Origin of the sequence: Hyphomicrobium sp. 99 (assembly GCF_000384335.2) — a bacterium.
Lineage (GTDB): Bacteria > Pseudomonadota > Alphaproteobacteria > Rhizobiales > Hyphomicrobiaceae > Hyphomicrobium_B.
The window spans coordinates 1,610,831-1,628,666 of the sequence record NZ_KQ031382.1; the positions used below are offsets into that span (position 1 = coordinate 1,610,831).

Here is a 17,836-nt window from a genome sequence, read left to right on the forward strand (position 1 = left end):
AGCTTGGTCGAGCAGGGAGGCAATTTTTTGCGTCTCCCTGGCTCGACATTGATCGCGAAGTCGGCGGCATTGTGATTCATCACGGGGAGCGGACCAACGAAGCATGAGAATTCATTGAACCCATTAGAAGTTTGATCTTCCGGCCTTTGCCAGACCAATCATGCTTCCGAGCTAATGGTACGGTGCAACTTGAGTCGAATATTGGTGGTAGGAGCCGGTTTTGCCGGCGCGGTTCATGCCCGAGAATTGGCCGAGGCGGGATTCGAAGTTGATGTAATCGATAAACGTTCCCATATCGCAGGCAATTGCTACGACTACGTTCATAGCTGTGGGGTCAGGGTACACAAATATGGCCCCCATCTTTTTCATACTTCCAATCAAAAAGTTATCGACTGGCTATCGCGATTTACCGGGTGGCTACCGTACGAGCATCGAGTGGCGGCGCGGCTTCCGGATGAGAGGTTGGCGCCACTGCCTGTCAACCTCGATACCGTGAATATCGTGTTCCGTGAAAGCCTATCCACGCCAGAGGAAGTGGCGAGCCTCCTTGCTTCAAAGGTTCTGAACCGAAATCCGATTTTAAGCGCAGAGGACCATCTTTATACTCATATCGGTCCCGATCTCACCAATCTGTTTTTTCGCCCCTATAGTTTGAAGATGTGGGCAATGGACTTGAGCGAAACCGATGCGTCGGTCGTTCGTCGCCTTGAAATTCGCATGGACCGAGACGACCGATATTTTCCGAACGATACCTTTCAAGCTATGCCGAGCGAAGGCTTTACCCGGCTATTTGAACGCATATTGGACCACGATCGGATTCATGTCCGGCTGGGAGAGAGCTTCTCCGCAGATGTCGCTGACGCGTACGATGAATGCTTCAACAGCATGCCGATCGATGAATTCTTCGGATTTGATCTAGGCGAGCTGCCTTACCGTTCGATCCGCTTTCATCTGAATGAGCATGCAGCCGAAGTCACATCGGCGCCGTATGCAGTCATCAACTATACGGATCATGGACCTTTTACGCGCGAAACATGGTGGCACAGGATCTCCGGGCATCACGTCCGGCCCGGTCCCACCGTACTGCGCACGGTGGAGGAGCCGTGCGATTATCGCGATAACGGATATGAGCGCTATTACCCCGTCAAAACGCGCGACGGCCGCTATGACGCCCTATATCGGCAGTATGCGGAGCGCATATCTAGCGATAAGCGAATGCATTTTATCGGCCGGTGTGGCACCTACCAATACTTAGACATGCACCAGGTGATCAACCAATCGCTCGCGCACGTCGGTAAATGGCTTGAACGGGCTCGACATGACACCGTGGCGTAAGGCGACTCTTGCAGTTGTTCGTTGCGGCGACGCCAGTCTTCACAGGAGCTGGTCCGGCCCTGACCGGGCGTTCGACGTTGGCGTCAGCTACTTCGGCAACAACCCTGCTAAAGCCTTTCCTGAAGCGCGCTTCGTTCACCGCTATAAGGGCGGCAAGTGGGACGGACTGTTTGATTTCTTTCTTAAGTTTCCCGATGCCTTGGACGCGTACGATTATTTTTGGTTTCCGGATGATGATATCGCAGCCACCGCCAACGACATTAATCGGCTCGTCGAGATTGGAACTGCATACGGCCTAGAAGTATTCCAGCCGGCACTCGACGATGAATCGTACTATTCGCACGTAATCACCCTTAGACATCCGAGCTTCAATCTAAGGTACACCAACTTCGTTGAGATCATGGCGCCCGTAATAAGCAGGGCGGTGCTGACGAGAACGCTGCCGATGCTCGACGCCAATCGAAGCGGCTTCGGAATTGATTTCGTATGGCCGGAAATGGCTGCCGACATAAGTGGCGAGCCGATCAAGAGTACGGCGATCGTCGACAGCGTCACAGTCCGTCACACGCGCCCTGTCGGCGGGAGTCTTCATAAATTTATGAACGAAGCAGGTGGCGTCAGTGCGGTGGAGGAAATGGCGAAAGCGCTGAGTATTGTGAAGGGACCGCGAAACTCGTCGATAAAGGGCGTTCCTACTCCCCGAATAACCATTCGCTCCGGCATGGACCGGGCTGGAAACTACCTTCAAGGTTATGCCTTGGTCTCGCGTGTCCTTCTTGATCTACTGCTTCGCCATACGAATAGGGCTCAACCGGTTAAGTTTCGGCGCGTAATAAAACTTGCCTTTGCCTGATCAAGGCTAACGTTTCTTTTTCTTGCACGAGCCCGTTCTTGTTTGTCGCCGAGTGGGCCGATGATGTAACGCAGCGGTCATCGCTGGCAAGTCATGGTCCTGTCCTTGGATGCCTGACGCGTTCTCCAGAAGGGAGGCCATGATGGGTGCTTTATCAGTTCGCTGTTTCGGAATTACTTGTGCCTTGCTCATCCCAAGCACGGTCGGAAGCGTGGAAATACCAGGGCCTTCGAAATCATGTGAATTACGGCCGATAATGCAGGAAGACTTCAATGAAGAAAGCATCGCGGCCCATCGCATCGGCCCAGCTCGTTGGACCGCTCACACTCCCTGGAACGGTGATTTCGGAGACGCCGGATTTGCAAACCCAGGACCGGGTGGTCCGTTCAGTGTCAAAGATGGGGTTCTCTCGATCACGGCTGCAAAGGGAAAAGATGGGCGATGGAGCTCAGGGCTCATTGCTGCTGCCGACGCCTCGGGGGCGGGATTTGGAACGCGTTACGGATATTTTGAAGCGCGCATGAAGATGCCTCCAGGGCCAGGGACTTGGCCTGCATTTTGGCTAGCAGCGCTAAAGCCGGTCGGCAGCTCGGATGGGAGCTTGGAAATCGACGTCGTAGAGTACTATGGCCAGTTTACAGCGTCCTACCAAGCCACCGTTCAGGTCTGGTACAAAGACCAAGAGAAACATAGAGCCGAAAGCAAACAGATCGACGTAGCGGACAATTCTCTGGTCGGTGACTTTCATACCTTCGGCGTGGACTTGTCCCCCCAAGCGATAATCTTCTTCCTCGACGGAAAGCAAGTCTGGACCCAGCCAACGCCGCCTGAACTTACCACTCCCATGTATCCGCTCGTCAATCTTGCACTCGGAAGCGGCTGGCCGATTGATCGGACTCCAAATCCGTCGACGCTTCTTGTTGACTACGTGCATGTCTACGGAAGGGACGCTGGTCCGCCGGAAGGCTGCACGCCCGGCCTTCCTCACTGACGCTATCATCGCGCAACGTTGGCATCCTCATTGATATCGGAATGAGCGCCGGCCAAAGTTCTGCCCAGCGATCAATTAAATGGCGGAGTATTGTTTCAGCGAATTGGCCGAAGAAAGGCCCGTGCGCGGGGCTCCCACTAACAGCTTTTCACTGAGTTCGACGTGGCGTGCAATGTAGGCCTGAAGATTTAAGCCCCCTTTTTCGATGCGATCCTGGGCGCGCCTGACCTGCTCAGAGGCTCTCTCGCCATTCGATGCTACGAAAGCAACCGCAGAGCGTAGCGCGGCGGCATCTTCCGGCGGAACAAAAGTAATTTCGTCGTCGCTAAAATAGGACCGTAGTCCGCCCACGTCCGCTGCGATCACGGGAACGCCGGCAAGCACTGCCTCTTGTATGGCGGTGATTCCGCTGGCGTGGAAATTGGGTAGAAGCGGAACGACCGCAACGGTGGCTCTCGCATACGCGCTAGACAATTCGAGATTAGTCCGCGCACTGCGAAGCGAAACGTTAGATGTCCCGTGCAGTAACGTGCGCGGCGCTCTGCCCGACAATATTTCTAGCTCGACGTCCGTCATGGGGGAGAGTGCGCTGACAAGCGTACTCCAATCTCGATGGACATCGTTGCCGACCGCTACCACGCGTATGGGCTTGGCGCTACGCACCGAAGGAGCAATCGGATTTTCGGACGGAATTCCGAAATTCACCACTTCGACCTTCGTATCCGGAAATAGATTTCGGGCGATCTCCGCGTTAAGCGGGGAAAGAGTGGTTAGCACGTCAACTCGCTTGATGAGACGGCGGATAAGGGCCCTGTGAACGAGCGCCAATCGATGCCAGCGGTCAAACAGCCAAACGGCTTGACCGATCAGCTTCGGTCCGGTGGCGCGCCGCCGAAGCAGCCATGCAACCGCTAGAAACTGCGACTCAGTGTGGGTCCAAACGACATCGGAGGCAAATATAGACTCGCGCTGACGGAGGGCGTGTAAGAGGTCAAACCCGAGCGCAACGCGAATGCCAAGTCGCAGGACTTTCGCAAGGATGCCCTCTGGATATGACCGCGAAAATTGGACGTCACACCCCATCGAGGCAGCTCGACCGTAACCATATGGCGTTTCATCGTTGCGGCCGACGAGCGTTCCCGCCTCACGAGCGGCGCGCCACGCTTGAGCATCCTTATCGTAAGCCAAATGAACGAACACCCGTATGCGATCAGACCGGCGCTCTCCTAAAGAGGCTGTCGCCGTGGCTCCGTCGGGCGAGAATGAGGAGGCATTGGAGCCGGGCACGCTGGTGTTCATGTTAGCCCTTCGACCGTATTGATTGGCCGACCAAAGTTTAACCAAGGTCGGAGGTTGATAACGCTAGACACGGATGAGCACGGAGGCGCGCAAATTTCAGCGTCGAAGGCTCGATCTAAATCATCAAAATGCTGAATGCCTGAGCCGATTTTATACCGTTTTTGGCTGATCGCCTCGTGTAACAAACAGGTGTCGGACGAAGTGACACGGGGAGCCTCATTCGATCTCCAGGGACGAATAGCGATCACAATGGAAAAGATTCTTCTAGGAATAATTTTTTGATGTTTTTCTGCAATCTCTTATTTTCCACTTGAGAAAGCAGACTCGAAATACTCTCTCTAATAGATCTGAATTTATACGCTACCAACCTCGCCAGGGATATTTTCGGAAGATAGTCCTTTAGAAAAGGATGCTTGGACAGAACCTCTCGGTATATTTGATGCTGAGCCTTGCCCCACGGGAAGAAAACACCGTCCCACGGCTTCGGATGGGCGGTGAAATGAATAATTGCCGGGCGATTGTCGCTAAGCAGATGTAGAAACTGCTTCGGGAAATTCCACCTATTTGAAATAAGTACCAGCGAGGCGGCGGCCACCGCGTTCAGGGCGCCTTGATCGTGTAAATTTACGGAAGAGCCGTTTAATCTATAGTACTCAAAAGCTTCGGGCCCTATCCATCCTTCTCGATTAAATTTCAAAACTCCCGAGTTGAAATATACTGAAAACGATCTATCGAAAAGAATGTCGCTTATCGCAACGTAGTCAAGCGACGCCAAAAACTTTCCGGGAGGAACCTTGTAATCTTCTAATTCATTGAGGGAGGCAACTATTTGTGTGTCGCCGTCTAAATATATGACTTGCTCGTATTTATTTGGGAGTATTTCTCCCAATAGCAATCGTCCCATGGCGGTCGCAGGGATGCGACCAGCAAATGCACTCTCGTTGAGATCGCGCAATCGAGCATCTAGGACGTCGCTCGCGTCCAATATACCTATGTTATATTCTTTGCAGGCGTCGAGTAATTGGCTGTCTTTGGGCTTCTCGCTCAAAACAATTACGACGTCAGTTTCTGGGCGTGAAAATGATCGGGCCTGTAGCGCGGAAACGAACGTGGGTACAAGATAGTTAAGATCGCTAACGTAGGCTATGCAATTCCGGCCCATAATTACTCCATGTCGGCAGCGAGTGGCTCGCCGGCAAACGCTTCTCACACAAACGACAAGGTTTCATTCTGGGTCAAAACCTCGGTAAGGACCTTCTCGGTCCTTGGACTGAATATCTACGACCTTGGTCAGTTGCGCAATTCTCAGCGCCGGTTTTGCGAGGTTTACGCGCGTTACCCATTAATGCGGAGTGGGACTACCACTGAGCGAAGAGTGGCACTGATTGTGCATTCCAACGCACACGCACCGGCCGAAGACCGCGGTCGATCCAAAGTTGGTGTTGTTGGCCTGATGTCCGCTTTGACTTGAAATTGCATTGGGCAAACCAGTTGCACGCGTCGTCTTGGCTAGGGGTATCGTGCCAATTCGCTGAAATTGGCCGGAATTAAAATGTAGTGATGCCGGCATACCGATGGCGTGCCTGCAGCGCCTAAACACGCAGTCCCGACGGAAGTGCACACGGTAATGCCGGAGCAACGACGCGATACCATCATTCGGTAAGGAAGAAGATTTCCGTATGCTTGCGATGAAGGCTGTCAAAGGCGGAGGGTGGCTCGTCTTCTCACGCTTCCTTGGTCGAGCGATCGATCTGCTGACGCTCCTGGTCTTGGCCCGGATACTCACTCCCGCCGATTTCGGAATCGCAGCTATCGCCACGTCGCTCGTCGCGATCGTGGACACGGTCCTGGAACTTCCAGTAATGCAGCTGCTCATGCGGCTCAGGGAGGTTGACAAGTCGCACGTCGATACCGGGTTTACTCTGAGCTTTCTTCGCAGCGCTTTGATAGCGATGCTCTTCATAGTGACGGCGCACCCATTGTCTCAACTATACGGCGATCCTCGTTTGGCGCCCGTGTTGATGACGATGGCGATCGGACCCATCGCCAAGGGCCTGGCCAGTCCAAATATGGTGGCCTTCGGTCGCGAACTCAGCTTTCAGCCGATATTCGCAGGTGAATTTGTTGCGAAACTGACGGGGGCAGCGTTTGCAATCGCGACTGTATTTTTGGGTGGAGGATATTGGGCAATCGTTGTCAATTCAGTGGCGGCGTCGGTAGCAGGCGTCATCGCATCCTATGTGCTTGCACCATACAGACCCCACCTCTCGCTTGCGAAATTCGGTGATTTCTCCGGCTTCATAGGGTGGTTCAGCGGCTCCCAGATTTTATCGGCGTTTATCTGGCAGTTCGACCGCATCCTGCTCGGAAAATTTGTCGATAAAGCAACGCTCGGGCAGTACACTTTGGCCAGCGACTTATCCAATTTCCCCGCGCAGAGCTTGATCGGACCGGCTACTCAGCCGCTGATTGTGGCGTTCGCGAAGATCAGTCTCGATCCCGAGAGATTGAGGATCGCCTTCCTTAAAGCTACGCGCTTCGCGATGTTAATCTCGGCACCGATATGTATGGGAATTTCGCAAACGGCGGATCTATCCGTCGCACTGCTCCTTGGTCCCCAATGGCACGATGCTGCGCCATTGCTCCAAATATTGGCGCCGACGTTTCTGGCGATCCCCTATAACCAAACGCTGAGTGCGTTCAGTCTTGCGGTCAATAAGCCCGTCATCGTGTTCTACGTAAATGTGATCGATATCGTGGCACGGATTATACTGATCCCGCTTGGACTCTATTTGTACTCGGTCCACGGCGTAACCGCGGCACGCGGACTGATCGCGGCAATCATGTTTGTCGTATATCTGATTTATTCCCGTCGTGTGTCGGGGATCAGCGTGGCGGATCAGTTGAAAAACTTATGGAAGATCGCTGTCGCTTTAGCAGCAATGGCTGCTACGGTGTTCATCTTCCGCGGCTCCGTCGGGCCGCTTCACCTCAACATCTTCGTCGAACTCGTTTCAACCGCATTAATCGGCGCGTCGGTTTATATCGGTGTTCTCTACGCGTGCGGATTGAGGCTTGCTGCGGGGAAAAACCACCTTCAATTGGTCGACGTCTAGTAGCGATAATCTTCAGTCTCGGGCGCAATAGCACGCCAGCGATGCGCTCTATTGCAGATTGAAAAGTCATAATCAGGTAGGGCCTAATCACGATGTCGCCGCAAAGAAGTTTCCGGTTAAGATTACGAACGGGATCGTGCGCCGCGTGGATGGTTTTCTCCGGTAAGCTAAATTGCTTTGTTCACTTGTGAATAGGTTGTCGCCGCCGATAATGAATAACACTCAGCATGCCGCATGCGAGTTCGGAGCGCCGGCCGGCCAGTCACCGTGCTTGGCAGCTGGTGTCGTAGAGGCTGCCGAAGCGGGATATGGATTGCGGTATTTCATATGGCGCGATGACTTTTTCAGTGATTTTCAAATGCTGTTATCGATGAGGAATTCATGAAGGTCGCGCTAGTGCACTACTGGCTCGTCGGGATGCGAGGCGGCGAGAAAGTGCTCGAGGCGCTGTGCGATATCTTCCCAGACGCCGATATTTTTACGCACGTCGTTGCGCCCGACGCGATTTCGGAGAAGCTGAAGCGCCACACCATCAAAACGAGCTTTATCGCCGACCTTCCGTACGCGCGTAGGTTTTACAAGTCCTACCTGCCGCTTATGCCGATGGCGCTCGAGAATCTTGATATGCGCGATTACGACCTCGTGATCAGCAGTGAGTCCGGGCCGGCGAAAGGCATTATCCCGTCACCGGATTCGTTGCACGTATGTTATTGCCATTCGCCGATGCGCTATATCTGGAACATGTATCCCGACTACCGCGCTTCTGCCGGCGCTTTAGCACGCATCAGTATGCCGTTGCTCACACACTACCTTCGCACTTGGGATGAAAGCGCAGCGCATCGCGTGGACGCCTTCCTCGCCAACTCGCACAACGTCGCGTCTCGGATAAAGAAATACTATCGCCGCGACGCCCAGGTCATATATCCGCCGGTCGAAGTCGCCAACTTTGAACGCGTCCCGGCCGAATCCGTCGAAGACTATTATTTGATGGTGGGCGAGCTCCTCCGCTACAAGCGTCCCGATCTCGCCGTCCGGGCCTTCAACAAAAGCGGTATGAAGCTCGTCGTCATCGGTGGCGGCGAAATGCTCGGCGAAATCCGCGAGCTTGCGAAGCCGAACGTAAAGGTTCTTGGGGCGCAACCCTTCTCTGTGCTTCGTCATCACTACGCGCGGTGCCGTGCACTCATTTTTCCGAATGAAGAAGATTTCGGCATCGTCCCCGTGGAGGCAATGGCGAGTGGAAGCCCTGTCGTTGCCTATGGCCGCGGGGGTGCGCTGGAAACGGTAATTGATGGACGGACGGGAACGTTCTTTCACGATCACGATGTCGACGCCCTGATTGATGCTGTTGACCGCATCGAAACGATGTCTTTTGACCGCAACGCTATCATCGCGCACGCGGAAACGTTCAGTGTCGACCGTTTCAGGCGCGAGACCATCGCCGCGATCGATGCGGCGCTCGTTGAAAACCGCATGGCCCGAACACGCCACTCCGGAGGCCATCTGGAGACGGATAACCGGATTGCTGAATTCTCGACAAGCAAAGTGGCACGGCGCGTGGGGTTACGCAGTCTGGACCCGAAGGAAAGCGGCGCCTAATGGATGACGTGATGACGAGTTCGTCAGAATTTCCAAACAATGCCCGCAACGCGTCCAATTATCCGGCTAGACCGCCGGAAGCCGGGTTTTCTCCGGACGCCAATAATCCAACGGCGATGCACGCGATTAGCGCGCGGGACATCTTCCGGTTTATCGAACGAAACTGGCGGATGTTCGCGCTGTTTAGTGCAGCGGCGATATTTTTGGCGATCGTCGGGACGTCTATGGTGTCTCCGAGCTTCACGGCAAGTGCGACGGTGATGTTTGAGCCGAATGCTAATTCGGCCTTGGTCAATGAAGATCGTGGGCAAACCGTCGAAACGAGCGCACGAATTGACAGCCAAGTTGAGATCATCAAATCCGGAAGAGTAGCCACGGCGGTTGTTCAGTCTCTTTCGCTCGATAAGGATCCTTCTTTCGTCGGGCGGCAGGGGACGGCGGCTTCGCAGGACCAGCAGGCAAACATCGAGAAGGCGGTCGTTGCGCTGACGAACAAGTTGAATGTCAGGCGGATCGGCCAGTCGACGGCACTGGAAATATCATTTGCGTCAGGTAGCGCCGAGAAAGCCGCACTGATCGCCAACGCCGTAGCGCAGGGCTACATTGACGTCGCTCTTCAGGACAAGTCGGGTGCGGCCCAGAAGGGGGCTAGCTGGCTGGAAAAGCGCTTGGACTATCTTCGCGGCCAAGCCTTCAACGCGCTCCAGGAGGTCGAGAACTTCAAATCGGTAGGCAGTGGATCGCCGGCTGACTCACGTGTCAAGCTCGCAGAGCTTGAAAGCGTCGCGCAGAGCTATCGGCAGATGTACGATAGTTTCCTTTTGAAGTATTTCCAGACCGAGCAGCTCGTCTCGTATCCGGTTGCGGATGCTCGGCTTCTTTCCTCCGCAACGCCAGGTTTGGCGGAGAAGTCTCCGAAGAAAGCGGCAATCATCGTTTTTGCCGCGTTCGCGGGAGCACTTGCAGGGGGCGCTCTGGCGCTGTTACGTCAGTCGCTCAACCATACCATCCGATCGCCAGCGTTTCTTCTTTCCGATGAGCGCGCGAGGTATTGTGGCGCCGTCATACACGCCGGGAAGATGAAAACGCTGTCGAGCGCGCGCGGCAAGGGCCGAATCTTGCGCATCCTGACTGCTATCAAAGCATATGCGTTGAGCCCTCCCCAACGAGAGGATCTGCGGCTTGACGCTTTAATCAATCTCCCGCCGCTGCGCGTGAGCAACGATCTGAGGCGCGTGCGATCGGCAATTTTTTCGGCATTGCCTCCTACGAAGGCCAGAATTATTGGGGTCTCGTCGATCGAGCGCGGCGAAGGGAAAACGGCAATAGCAGCGAACTTCTCAGCGCTTTGCGCCGCAAGCGGATATCGCACGCTACTCATTGATGCATGCGCCTACAATCCGAGTGCGAGCCGGATTCTTGCCCCGGACGCATCGCTCGGATTGTACGATGCAGTGCGAGCTCATCAGAGCCCGCAAAGATTTGCGATTACGGGTCTTCCGCAAGGATTCTCCTTTTTACCGATCGGTGCTTTGACGACTTCGCAAAGTCTCGCCGACTTGGTTGATGGCGGCCGCGATCGTTTAGGTCTCGATGAGCTGCGGTCCGCATACGACATCGTCGTTATCGATCTGCCGACACTGTCGGAGAGCTCCGACGCCGTTTCACTCTCCCGATGGCTTGATGGCATCATTCTGGTGGTGCAGCACGCGCACACGCGCCAGGATAAATACCGGGAAGAACTTGGCTGGTTGGCTTCGGCGGGAACTCCGTATGTGGGCTGCGTCATGAACAAAGCTGATCCTGACCTCGGCAAGGATGCATGATGGCGAGAAAACGCCAGAAATTGAAGCTAGTGAAGTTGCGTGCTGACCGAAGGCTTGCACACTCATTTCGATGCGTGGGCAAAACGCGCTTCGCTGCTTTCCTAGACTTTTTTTAGGGGACGGTAAGCGTGACGCTTTTCGGCCTCGTCACGATCGTGCTGGGCGTCGCCTGTTTGTCGGCGCGACCGAGCTTCGCCGTCTATCTGCTGATGTCCTTTTCCATCGCCAACGCGGCAGGAACTTTCTCCGTCGGGGGCGCCAGCATTCCGCCAGTCAATCTGTTTGCGCTGTTTTTCTGCTTACGCGCGGCGATTTTGCCTGGCGGGATTTCAACTTCTCTCTCAAGTCTAGCCCCGCCTCGACCGGGGTTCCTGCTTGCGATTCTTGCAATATACGCTGTGCTTTCAGCGATATTTTTTCCTCAGATGCTGAAGGGCGCCACGTACGTTCTGTATGCTGATCGCGGAATTTCTGAACAGGAGGGGCTGTCCGCGCGGCCTCTGGCAAGTGGTAGCGGGAACATCACGCAATCGCTTTATATTCTGCAGGGGTTGGCAATATTCGCCGTTGCCCACGCGTACGTCCGTCTCGTTAGCCCCAATATTTTTGTTCGTTCCTTTCAGTTTCTGGCTCTCCTTAACATAGCATTCGCGTTTGCCGATGTTGTCACTTACAGCTTGGGGACGACGTTCCTGCTGGAGCCATTCCGTTCCGGGGGCTACGATATTCACATCGGACAAGCTGCTGGCGGCATCCGCCGTATCGTCGGAACGTTTCCGGAGCCGAGCGCGTTTGCGTCTTTCTCATTCCAAATGTTCGTCGGCATGTTCGTGATATGGCAAGCTGGATCGAGACAGCGCGGAACATTTGCGCTCATGTTCGGAAATCTGGCTTTGGTGATTATATCGACATCGACAACGGGATACGGCGCCTTGGGAGTCTTTACTCTCATTATCTTGAGCTGGCTGACCTTTGCTCTGCTAACGTCAGGATGGTCGCCGAGGCAGCAGATTGCGGTGGCTGGAGTTTTGGTGGGTATTCTTCTCGTCGGCGCGATGTATGCCTTCGATATGGTTCCAGCAACGGTATCCGATATTCTTCAAGCGACACTGAATAAGAGCCAATCGGATTCGGGTATCGAGCGAGCAGCGATGAACGTTCGTGCCTGGGGCAATTTTACGGATACCTTCGGTATCGGCGCGGGGCTTGGCAGCGCGCGCGCCAGTAGCTTTCTGCTTGTTCTTCTTTCTAACCTTGGTGTCATAGGCGTCGTGTTGTTCTTCGCATTCGCAGGCAGGCTGTTGCGTAGGTCTGCAAGAATGGAGCATTCGCAATTTTTGCTCTCGGCATTGGCGAAGAGCCAGATCGTGGCGATTCTGATCTGCGGTCTACTGTCTTCCGGTGTGTTCGACTTGGGGGTGACGTTCTACTTCTGGTGCGGCGTTGCATCCGCAGTTTCCTACGTCGGAGTGCCGTTCAGCCGGCAGCATTACGAACCGCAACGAGGGCTGCCAACCTGAGGTAGAGTAGTTGATCAACTCAGTGATCGCATCAGCCCGAGGTAGCCTGCTGCCGACTGGCGCCAAGAAAAGCGGCGCACATGAAGTCGGCCTCTCGAGCTAAGTTCCCCTTGAAGTGACTTTGAGTCGAGAAGCGTTTTGATTTGACGTCGCCAAGAAGAAGGGTCCGTCGGATCCGCGAACAACGCGGCGTCGCCGCAAATTTCGGGCATGCACGCAGAGTTTGAGGATATTACCGGACATCCAAGCGCCATCGCTTCCACAAGTGGCAGCCCGAAGCCCTCCGTCAGCGAGGGAAAAGCCAAGCATAAAGCATTCGACAACAGCGCCGCGAGGTCGTCATCAGATACGTATCCGAGCAAACGAACGTTGGCCTGTTTCCTATTCGCATCATCGGCAAAAATGCCGCCGCTTCCGCCAGCGACGGCGAGATCCACTCCCATATCATCGAGCGCGTCGGCAAGCCCCATGAGCATCCCGATGTTCTTGTGCTTCGCCTGACTTCCAATGGTGAGAACGAAAGGACGATCAAATCGAAACCTTCGCATGATATCGGAGTTTGCGGCGCGCCAGCGGAAGGCGTGCTCGTGTCCGTTGTACAGCACGGTTATCCGCTCTCGGGGGATGTCGAAACGTGTGCTGAGCTCGTCGGCCGAGTAGCTCGATACCGTCGTCAATCGTGACGCCCTGCGCGCAAAAAACGGAAGCAAGGCTTTGTAGAAAAGGCGAAACTGGCGGCTGTAGCTCTCTGGGCAGGTGAAGACGTTCGTATCGTGTATGCATATTGTCTGTTGCTTCGCTGCGATTATCCCGCGGTTACACAGATTGAGTATTGGCTTCGATGTTGAGCGCGGCAATTGCCACTGCTCCCATATCTGATTTGCCGACTGGCCTACGGCACAGAGTTCAATACTATTGAGAGCGATAGGCGCCGGCGCGCTGTTCGCGATGAACATCGTTGCTTCGCCGGGCCTGAGATCGTCGAGCGTGTCGATCGCGGCAACGATCTCCGATGCGTAGCGCTGCACCCCAGTTGTTTTTTGGCTGAAGAACCGGCCATTAATTGACCACTCGGAGGCACCAGCTTGGTGGGACATCTGCCTTTTACAATTGATTTGCGTTTCGAGACGTGATCGCTCGGCGGGACTCGCGAGTTTTTCTGTGGGCTGAGTTTCTATCACAATGCCGCCGCGCGTTCCGGCGTAATTCGGCCTCGAGCTAAATCGCAAAAGGCAATAGCGTTACCCCGAAGACGTCCGATCCTGTCGATGTAGGGTTCAGGGCGGAATGAACGGACGATGTTGGCTATCATATTCCCGCCGACGTGACTGAGGACGTCGAAGGTCGACATCGTCCCCTTTTGCCAAAGATAGAAAGGGTTGATGACTTGCGAATAGCCGAGCTTCACTCCTGAAATGCGCGCTTTCTTTAAACCGAGATGAACGCCTTTGGCCGCGCCAATCTTAACTAGATTGCCATGTTTGGCCACGCGTGCGCCGAAATCGCGGTCCTCTTGCCATGCATACAGGACGAGGCGTTCGTCGAAAAATTCGGAGCGAATGGCGCTTCTTCTGAACGCCATATTGCAGCCGTATGGACTATAACCCGGAAGGGCCAAAGAGTTATTGGAAGGCTCGTTCGATTCAATCAGCCGTAGGGCATCATCGAAAGTCAGTCCGCGGCCGTTGATACCGTCGGCGATCAACGCGCCGGTCAGGCAAGCGACGTCGGCATGTGCTGCGAAATAATTTTCGGCGGCCTCGATCCAATGGAAGTCGGGCACGAAATCATCGTCGAAAAAAACCACGATATCAGATTCCGCGGATACGCTTCGCAGACCGGCATTGCGTTGTCTGGTGAGGCCGGCGGCGCCCTTCACGATTTTCACTTTGAGGTGAGGTGGAATCGCGCCGACGTCGGAATCGCTGACGCAGGAAATAATAAATTCGTGGGCCTGAACGGTTTGCCGCTCGAGGATCGCTAAGGTCTTTGAAACAACATCGGGACGTCCCGATGTTGCGATTATCACGCTCGTTAACATCCTACTAACCCGCATAATCAGCAAACACTACAAGCGTCACTCCACTGCCAATTCCTGTCAACTTGGTCAGAGGTTGATGCATTAACGAGGCGCACCGCCGTCGTGCCAGGGCGTGCCCGTTTGGGAGCCGTACGCGAGCCAGCGCAATCCAATCTCCCGTCAAAAGGCGTTTGGGCCAAAGCTTAGCTTGCGAGCAACAAAAGCCTCCGCGTAGCGCTCTTCGGCACGGCACTCCATTCCTCTAAGACGCGCCAGCCCGCGGAAGGTCTCGGCGTCAAACCAATCCTTCGAGCGCTGAGTGCCGAAATGCCTGTTGAGCAGCTCGATCTTGCGATCGAGATCAGCAGCGCGGATTGGGACATAAAAGTTCGGCTGGCCGAGATCGCCATCCCACTTGGGGATTTCGTATTCGACGATGACATGATCGCGAAACGTGTTCCAAGTCAGCTGACATAACTCGCGGTGATCTTGGTGCGCGTCATCTCTCCGATGCGTAAAAATAACATCTGGGGAGACCCGGCTTTTTAAGTCTTCAAACCAGTTCTTTAAGTCGGCGTTCTGATGGGGAAAGAAGCCGTCCTTGAATTCTCTAAGTTCGATGGTGGTCGAGCGCGCGCCGGCAAGAAAGGCTGCTGCGGAGTTCTCTGCTTCTTCTTTCCGCGCACCGGCGGCGCTTGCGACGCACCAGTGAACGTCGAGCTTCGCGTACGCGTTGATCCAATTGAGAAGCGCGCCGCCAAGCCCGATCTCAATATCGTCAGAATGTGCGCCAAGGCAGAGTACCGAGAGAGGCTTTTCGGAATGAGCGAATTTCAGACCTTTCATTCGCAAGCCGCTTTTGAAGTACGGATTGTCGGCGGGTCTTCTGCCCACGGCATCGAGCCCCTCTCCGCCATGTCCTCGAGAACTTGGCGGTCTTTCAAGGTATCCATGGGGCGCCAGAATCCCTCATGTTTGTAGGCAAGCAGCTGATCGGCTTTGATCAATCGCTCAAATGGCTTGTGCACGAGTTCGTCGCCTGGTTCCATGTAGTCGAAGATCTCGCGCCGCATAACGAAGAAGCCGCCGTTGATCCAGATATCGGATGCGTCGGAAGGCCGAAGCTGCTTGACCTGCCCCTCGGACGTCATGTCGACAAGGTGGAACGTGAGTGGCGGCCGAACCGCCATGAAGCACGCGACTTTTCCGCTCGCTTTGAACGTTTCGATAACGTCATCGAGGTTGACGTTGCTCAGGCCATCGCTGTAGTTCGCGAGGAAGATTTCGTCTTTCTCAACGTGAGAGCGCACAGCCCACAAGCGTTCGCCGATGTTACGCCATATGCCCGTATCGATAAGCGATACGTTCCAATCTTTCGGGAGCTCGTTGAGATACTCGACTTTTGAGCCGTGATGGGAAACAACGCAATCGGTGTAGACCTGCGGCCGGTAATTGAGAAAAAATTCCTTGATGATGTTGGCTTTATAGCCAAGGCAGAGGATAAAATCCCGATGCCCGTAACGGCTGTAATACTGCATGAGATGCCACAGGATTGGCTGTTGCCCAACCGGGATCATCGGCTTCGGAATATTTTCGGAATATTCGCGAATGCGCGTCCCCAGACCGCCGCAAAATAAAACGACCTTCACAGACTGAACTCCCTTGGGTCGACGACAGTGACTTCAGGAATTGGAACAACGAACTTACCGCCCCACTCTCCGATGTGCCGCATCTGAGCGATGATCTCTTGCTTGAGATTCCAGGGCAGGATGAGCACGAGATCCGGCTTGATGGCATCGATGGCGTCGATGGAACGGATCGGGATGCGCGTACCGGGGGTAAGGCGGCCAAGCTTATAGGGGTTGCGGTCGACGGTGAATTCGAGGAAGTCGAGGCCAATTCCGCAATAGTTCAAAAGTGTATTGCCCTTTCCGGGCGCGCCATATCCGCAAATCGTTTTGCCTTCTTCCTTGGCCTTGATCAGGAAGGATAGCAGCCGCCGTTTGGTTCGGGTCACCTGCTCGCCGAAGGAGGAGTATGTGTCGAGGTCGCGAAACCCAAGACTTTCTTCGCGCTGAAGCAGCGCCTCCACAGACTTGGTTGGCTTCTGGTTCGATTGCTCATGCGCCAGGTAAACGCGCAACGACCCGCCATGCGTCGATAGCTCTTCGACATCGACCAGTTTCAGTTGGTGGCGCGCCGCCATTTTCTCGATAGTGAGGAGAGAGAAGTAGGAAAAGTGCTCGTGGTAGATCGTGTCGAACTGGTTTTCCTCCATCAGGCGCTGCAAATGCGGAAACTCGAGGGTGACGATCCCTTCGGGTTTCAGGAGCACACGGATGCCGGCCACGAAGTCATTGAGATCCGGAACCTGCGCGAGCACGTTGTTTCCCGCGATGAGATCCGCTTGGCCGAAGCGGCGTGCGAGATCCTGGGCAACGCGTACGCCGAAGAAATCGACTTCTGTTGGAATGCCCTTCCGGATCGCAGTCTGTGCGACGTTCGCGGCTGGCTCAACGCCGAGCACTGGTATGCCGAAAGGTAGAAAATGCTGGAGGAGATATCCATCGTTGCTTGCGAGTTCGACCGCTAAGCTCTCGCTGCCAAGACTCAGTCGTTCGATGATCATCTCGGTATAGGCTTTGGCGTGGCTCACCCAAGACGTCGAATAGGAAGAGAAGTAGGCATACTCTTCAAAGATATTTTCGGGGCTGACGTACTCTTTCAGCTGCACGAGAAAGCATTCGCCGCAGACGAGCGCATGCAGCGGATAGAACGGCTCCATGTCATCCGCGCGATTCGGAGGAACAAAGCTTTCGCACAGCGGGGACATGCCGAGATCGACAAAAGTGCGTTCGACCTTGCTGCCGCATAGGCGACAGCGATGCGGTGTGATTTCTTGAGCCTCGGCCCGATAATCGCTGGCGGTTTCCTGATTCATATTAAGCCCCGCACTTTTGTCGCCTTCGGTCCCAAACGCTGATCGAAACGTTAGTAAATTACACGCTTTCCAACTGCGCCATCTCGCACAGCCCGTCGTTCGTGATACCGCCGAATCCCACGCAATATTGAAGAGTGCCGACCGGCGCTTCGGACAATCTCTCGAAGTTCGATAAAAATCTACAATTCTGGGGCGATCTGGTTACCAGCTACGTCCTTAGGAGTAGGCATTGTCCCCAATCCATCGGTGGCCCGCACAAAAGCGTATTTAATCGCTTCAGAGACGCACCGCTGCTCGTTACTCCCGTCCAAAAAAACCGCCGTGTGGCACAGCAAA

General features: G+C 54.7%; 14 protein-coding genes. 7 read left to right on the forward strand and 7 right to left on the reverse strand.

Annotated elements, in window-relative coordinates; translation table 11 throughout:
* Nucleotides 1–204 precede the first annotated feature (204 nt).
* The 3 genes from G359_RS07855 (at nt 205) to G359_RS07865 (ending at nt 3,179) form a co-directional block, all read left to right on the forward strand.
* Nucleotides 205–1,335: a UDP-galactopyranose mutase gene (locus tag G359_RS07855; protein WP_245280120.1), complete on the forward strand. Its 1,131-nt coding sequence runs from the start codon at nt 205–207 to the stop codon at nt 1,333–1,335.
* Nucleotides 1,304–2,188, forward strand: coding sequence for a DUF707 domain-containing protein (locus G359_RS07860; protein WP_052699252.1), 885 nt, complete (start codon nt 1,304–1,306; stop codon nt 2,186–2,188). The genes G359_RS07855 and G359_RS07860 overlap by 32 nt, the downstream gene beginning before the upstream one ends.
* Nucleotides 2,189–2,444: 256 nt before the next feature.
* The gene (locus G359_RS07865; RefSeq protein ID WP_052699253.1) at nt 2,445–3,179 is read left to right on the forward strand and encodes a glycoside hydrolase family 16 protein; all 735 of its coding nucleotides are present in this window, start codon (nt 2,445–2,447) and stop codon (nt 3,177–3,179) included.
* A 75-nt stretch (nt 3,180–3,254) separates the two neighbouring features.
* Here G359_RS07865 and G359_RS20905 read toward each other — a convergent pair whose 3' ends face one another.
* The gene (locus G359_RS20905) at nt 3,255–3,956 is read right to left on the reverse strand and encodes a glycosyltransferase (protein ID WP_245279959.1); all 702 of its coding nucleotides are present in this window, start codon (nt 3,954–3,956) and stop codon (nt 3,255–3,257) included.
* Nucleotides 3,957–4,722: 766 nt separating this feature from the next.
* A complete protein-coding gene (locus G359_RS07875; RefSeq protein WP_045835666.1) occupies nt 4,723–5,640 on the reverse strand; it encodes a glycosyltransferase family 8 protein in 918 nt (305 codons plus the stop codon).
* A gap of 517 nt (nt 5,641–6,157) precedes the next feature.
* Between G359_RS07875 and G359_RS07880 the strand changes: the two genes are divergently transcribed.
* From G359_RS07880 to G359_RS07895, 4 genes are all read left to right on the forward strand, one after another.
* Nucleotides 6,158–7,594, forward strand: a complete 1,437-nt coding sequence (locus G359_RS07880) for a lipopolysaccharide biosynthesis protein (protein WP_045835667.1) — start codon at nt 6,158–6,160, stop codon at nt 7,592–7,594.
* Between the two features lie 381 nt (nt 7,595–7,975).
* Nucleotides 7,976–9,193 carry a glycosyltransferase gene (locus G359_RS07885; RefSeq protein WP_082072867.1) on the forward strand — a complete coding sequence of 406 codons (1,218 nt, stop codon included), beginning with the start codon at nt 7,976–7,978 and terminating at the stop codon, nt 9,191–9,193.
* Nucleotides 9,194–9,204: 11 nt separating this feature from the next.
* The gene (locus tag G359_RS07890; RefSeq protein ID WP_197077550.1) at nt 9,205–11,019 is read left to right on the forward strand and encodes an exopolysaccharide transport family protein; all 1,815 of its coding nucleotides are present in this window, start codon (nt 9,205–9,207) and stop codon (nt 11,017–11,019) included.
* Nucleotides 11,020–11,174: 155 nt separating this feature from the next.
* Complete coding sequence (locus tag G359_RS07895) at nt 11,175–12,539, forward strand: hypothetical protein (protein ID WP_156150707.1); 1,365 nt, start codon at nt 11,175–11,177, stop codon at nt 12,537–12,539.
* A gap of 14 nt (nt 12,540–12,553) precedes the next feature.
* Here G359_RS07895 and G359_RS07900 read toward each other — a convergent pair whose 3' ends face one another.
* The 5 genes from G359_RS07900 to G359_RS07920 all read right to left on the reverse strand — a co-directional run bounded on the left by G359_RS07900 (nt 12,554) and on the right by G359_RS07920 (nt 17,500).
* Nucleotides 12,554–13,636, reverse strand: coding sequence for a glycosyltransferase family 4 protein (locus G359_RS07900; RefSeq protein WP_082072868.1), 1,083 nt, complete (start codon nt 13,634–13,636; stop codon nt 12,554–12,556).
* 80 nt (nt 13,637–13,716) lie between these two features.
* Nucleotides 13,717–14,568: a glycosyltransferase family 2 protein gene (locus G359_RS07905; RefSeq protein WP_197077551.1), complete on the reverse strand. Its 852-nt coding sequence runs from the start codon at nt 14,566–14,568 to the stop codon at nt 13,717–13,719.
* 171 nt (nt 14,569–14,739) lie between these two features.
* Nucleotides 14,740–15,405, reverse strand: coding sequence for a PIG-L deacetylase family protein (locus tag G359_RS07910; protein ID WP_045835671.1), 666 nt, complete (start codon nt 15,403–15,405; stop codon nt 14,740–14,742).
* Nucleotides 15,402–16,208, reverse strand: coding sequence for a glucose-1-phosphate cytidylyltransferase (locus G359_RS07915; protein WP_045835672.1), 807 nt, complete (start codon nt 16,206–16,208; stop codon nt 15,402–15,404). Before G359_RS07915 ends, G359_RS07910 begins: the two co-directional genes overlap by 4 nt.
* Nucleotides 16,205–17,500, reverse strand: a complete 1,296-nt coding sequence (locus tag G359_RS07920; RefSeq protein WP_045835673.1) for a class I SAM-dependent methyltransferase — start codon at nt 17,498–17,500, stop codon at nt 16,205–16,207. Before G359_RS07920 ends, G359_RS07915 begins: the two co-directional genes overlap by 4 nt.
* Between the last annotated feature and the right edge of the window lie 336 nt (nt 17,501–17,836).

Bases quoted from the DNA above. Each gene is read 5' to 3' on its own strand.
- G359_RS07865 (WP_052699253.1), top strand. From the start codon at position 2,445: ATGCAGGAAGACTTCAATGAAGAAAGCATCGCGGCCCATCGCATCGGC.
- G359_RS07875 (WP_045835666.1), bottom strand. From the start codon at position 5,640: ATGGGCCGGAATTGCATAGCCTACGTTAGCGATCTTAACTATCTTGTA.
- G359_RS07880 (WP_045835667.1), top strand. From the start codon at position 6,158: ATGCTTGCGATGAAGGCTGTCAAAGGCGGAGGGTGGCTCGTCTTCTCA.
- G359_RS07885 (WP_082072867.1), top strand. From the start codon at position 7,976: ATGAAGGTCGCGCTAGTGCACTACTGGCTCGTCGGGATGCGAGGCGGC.
- G359_RS07890 (WP_197077550.1), top strand. From the start codon at position 9,205: ATGACGAGTTCGTCAGAATTTCCAAACAATGCCCGCAACGCGTCCAAT.
- G359_RS07900 (WP_082072868.1), bottom strand. From the start codon at position 13,636: ATGTCCCACCAAGCTGGTGCCTCCGAGTGGTCAATTAATGGCCGGTTC.
- G359_RS07910 (WP_045835671.1), bottom strand. From the start codon at position 15,405: ATGAAAGGTCTGAAATTCGCTCATTCCGAAAAGCCTCTCTCGGTACTC.
- G359_RS07920 (WP_045835673.1), bottom strand. From the start codon at position 17,500: ATGAATCAGGAAACCGCCAGCGATTATCGGGCCGAGGCTCAAGAAATC.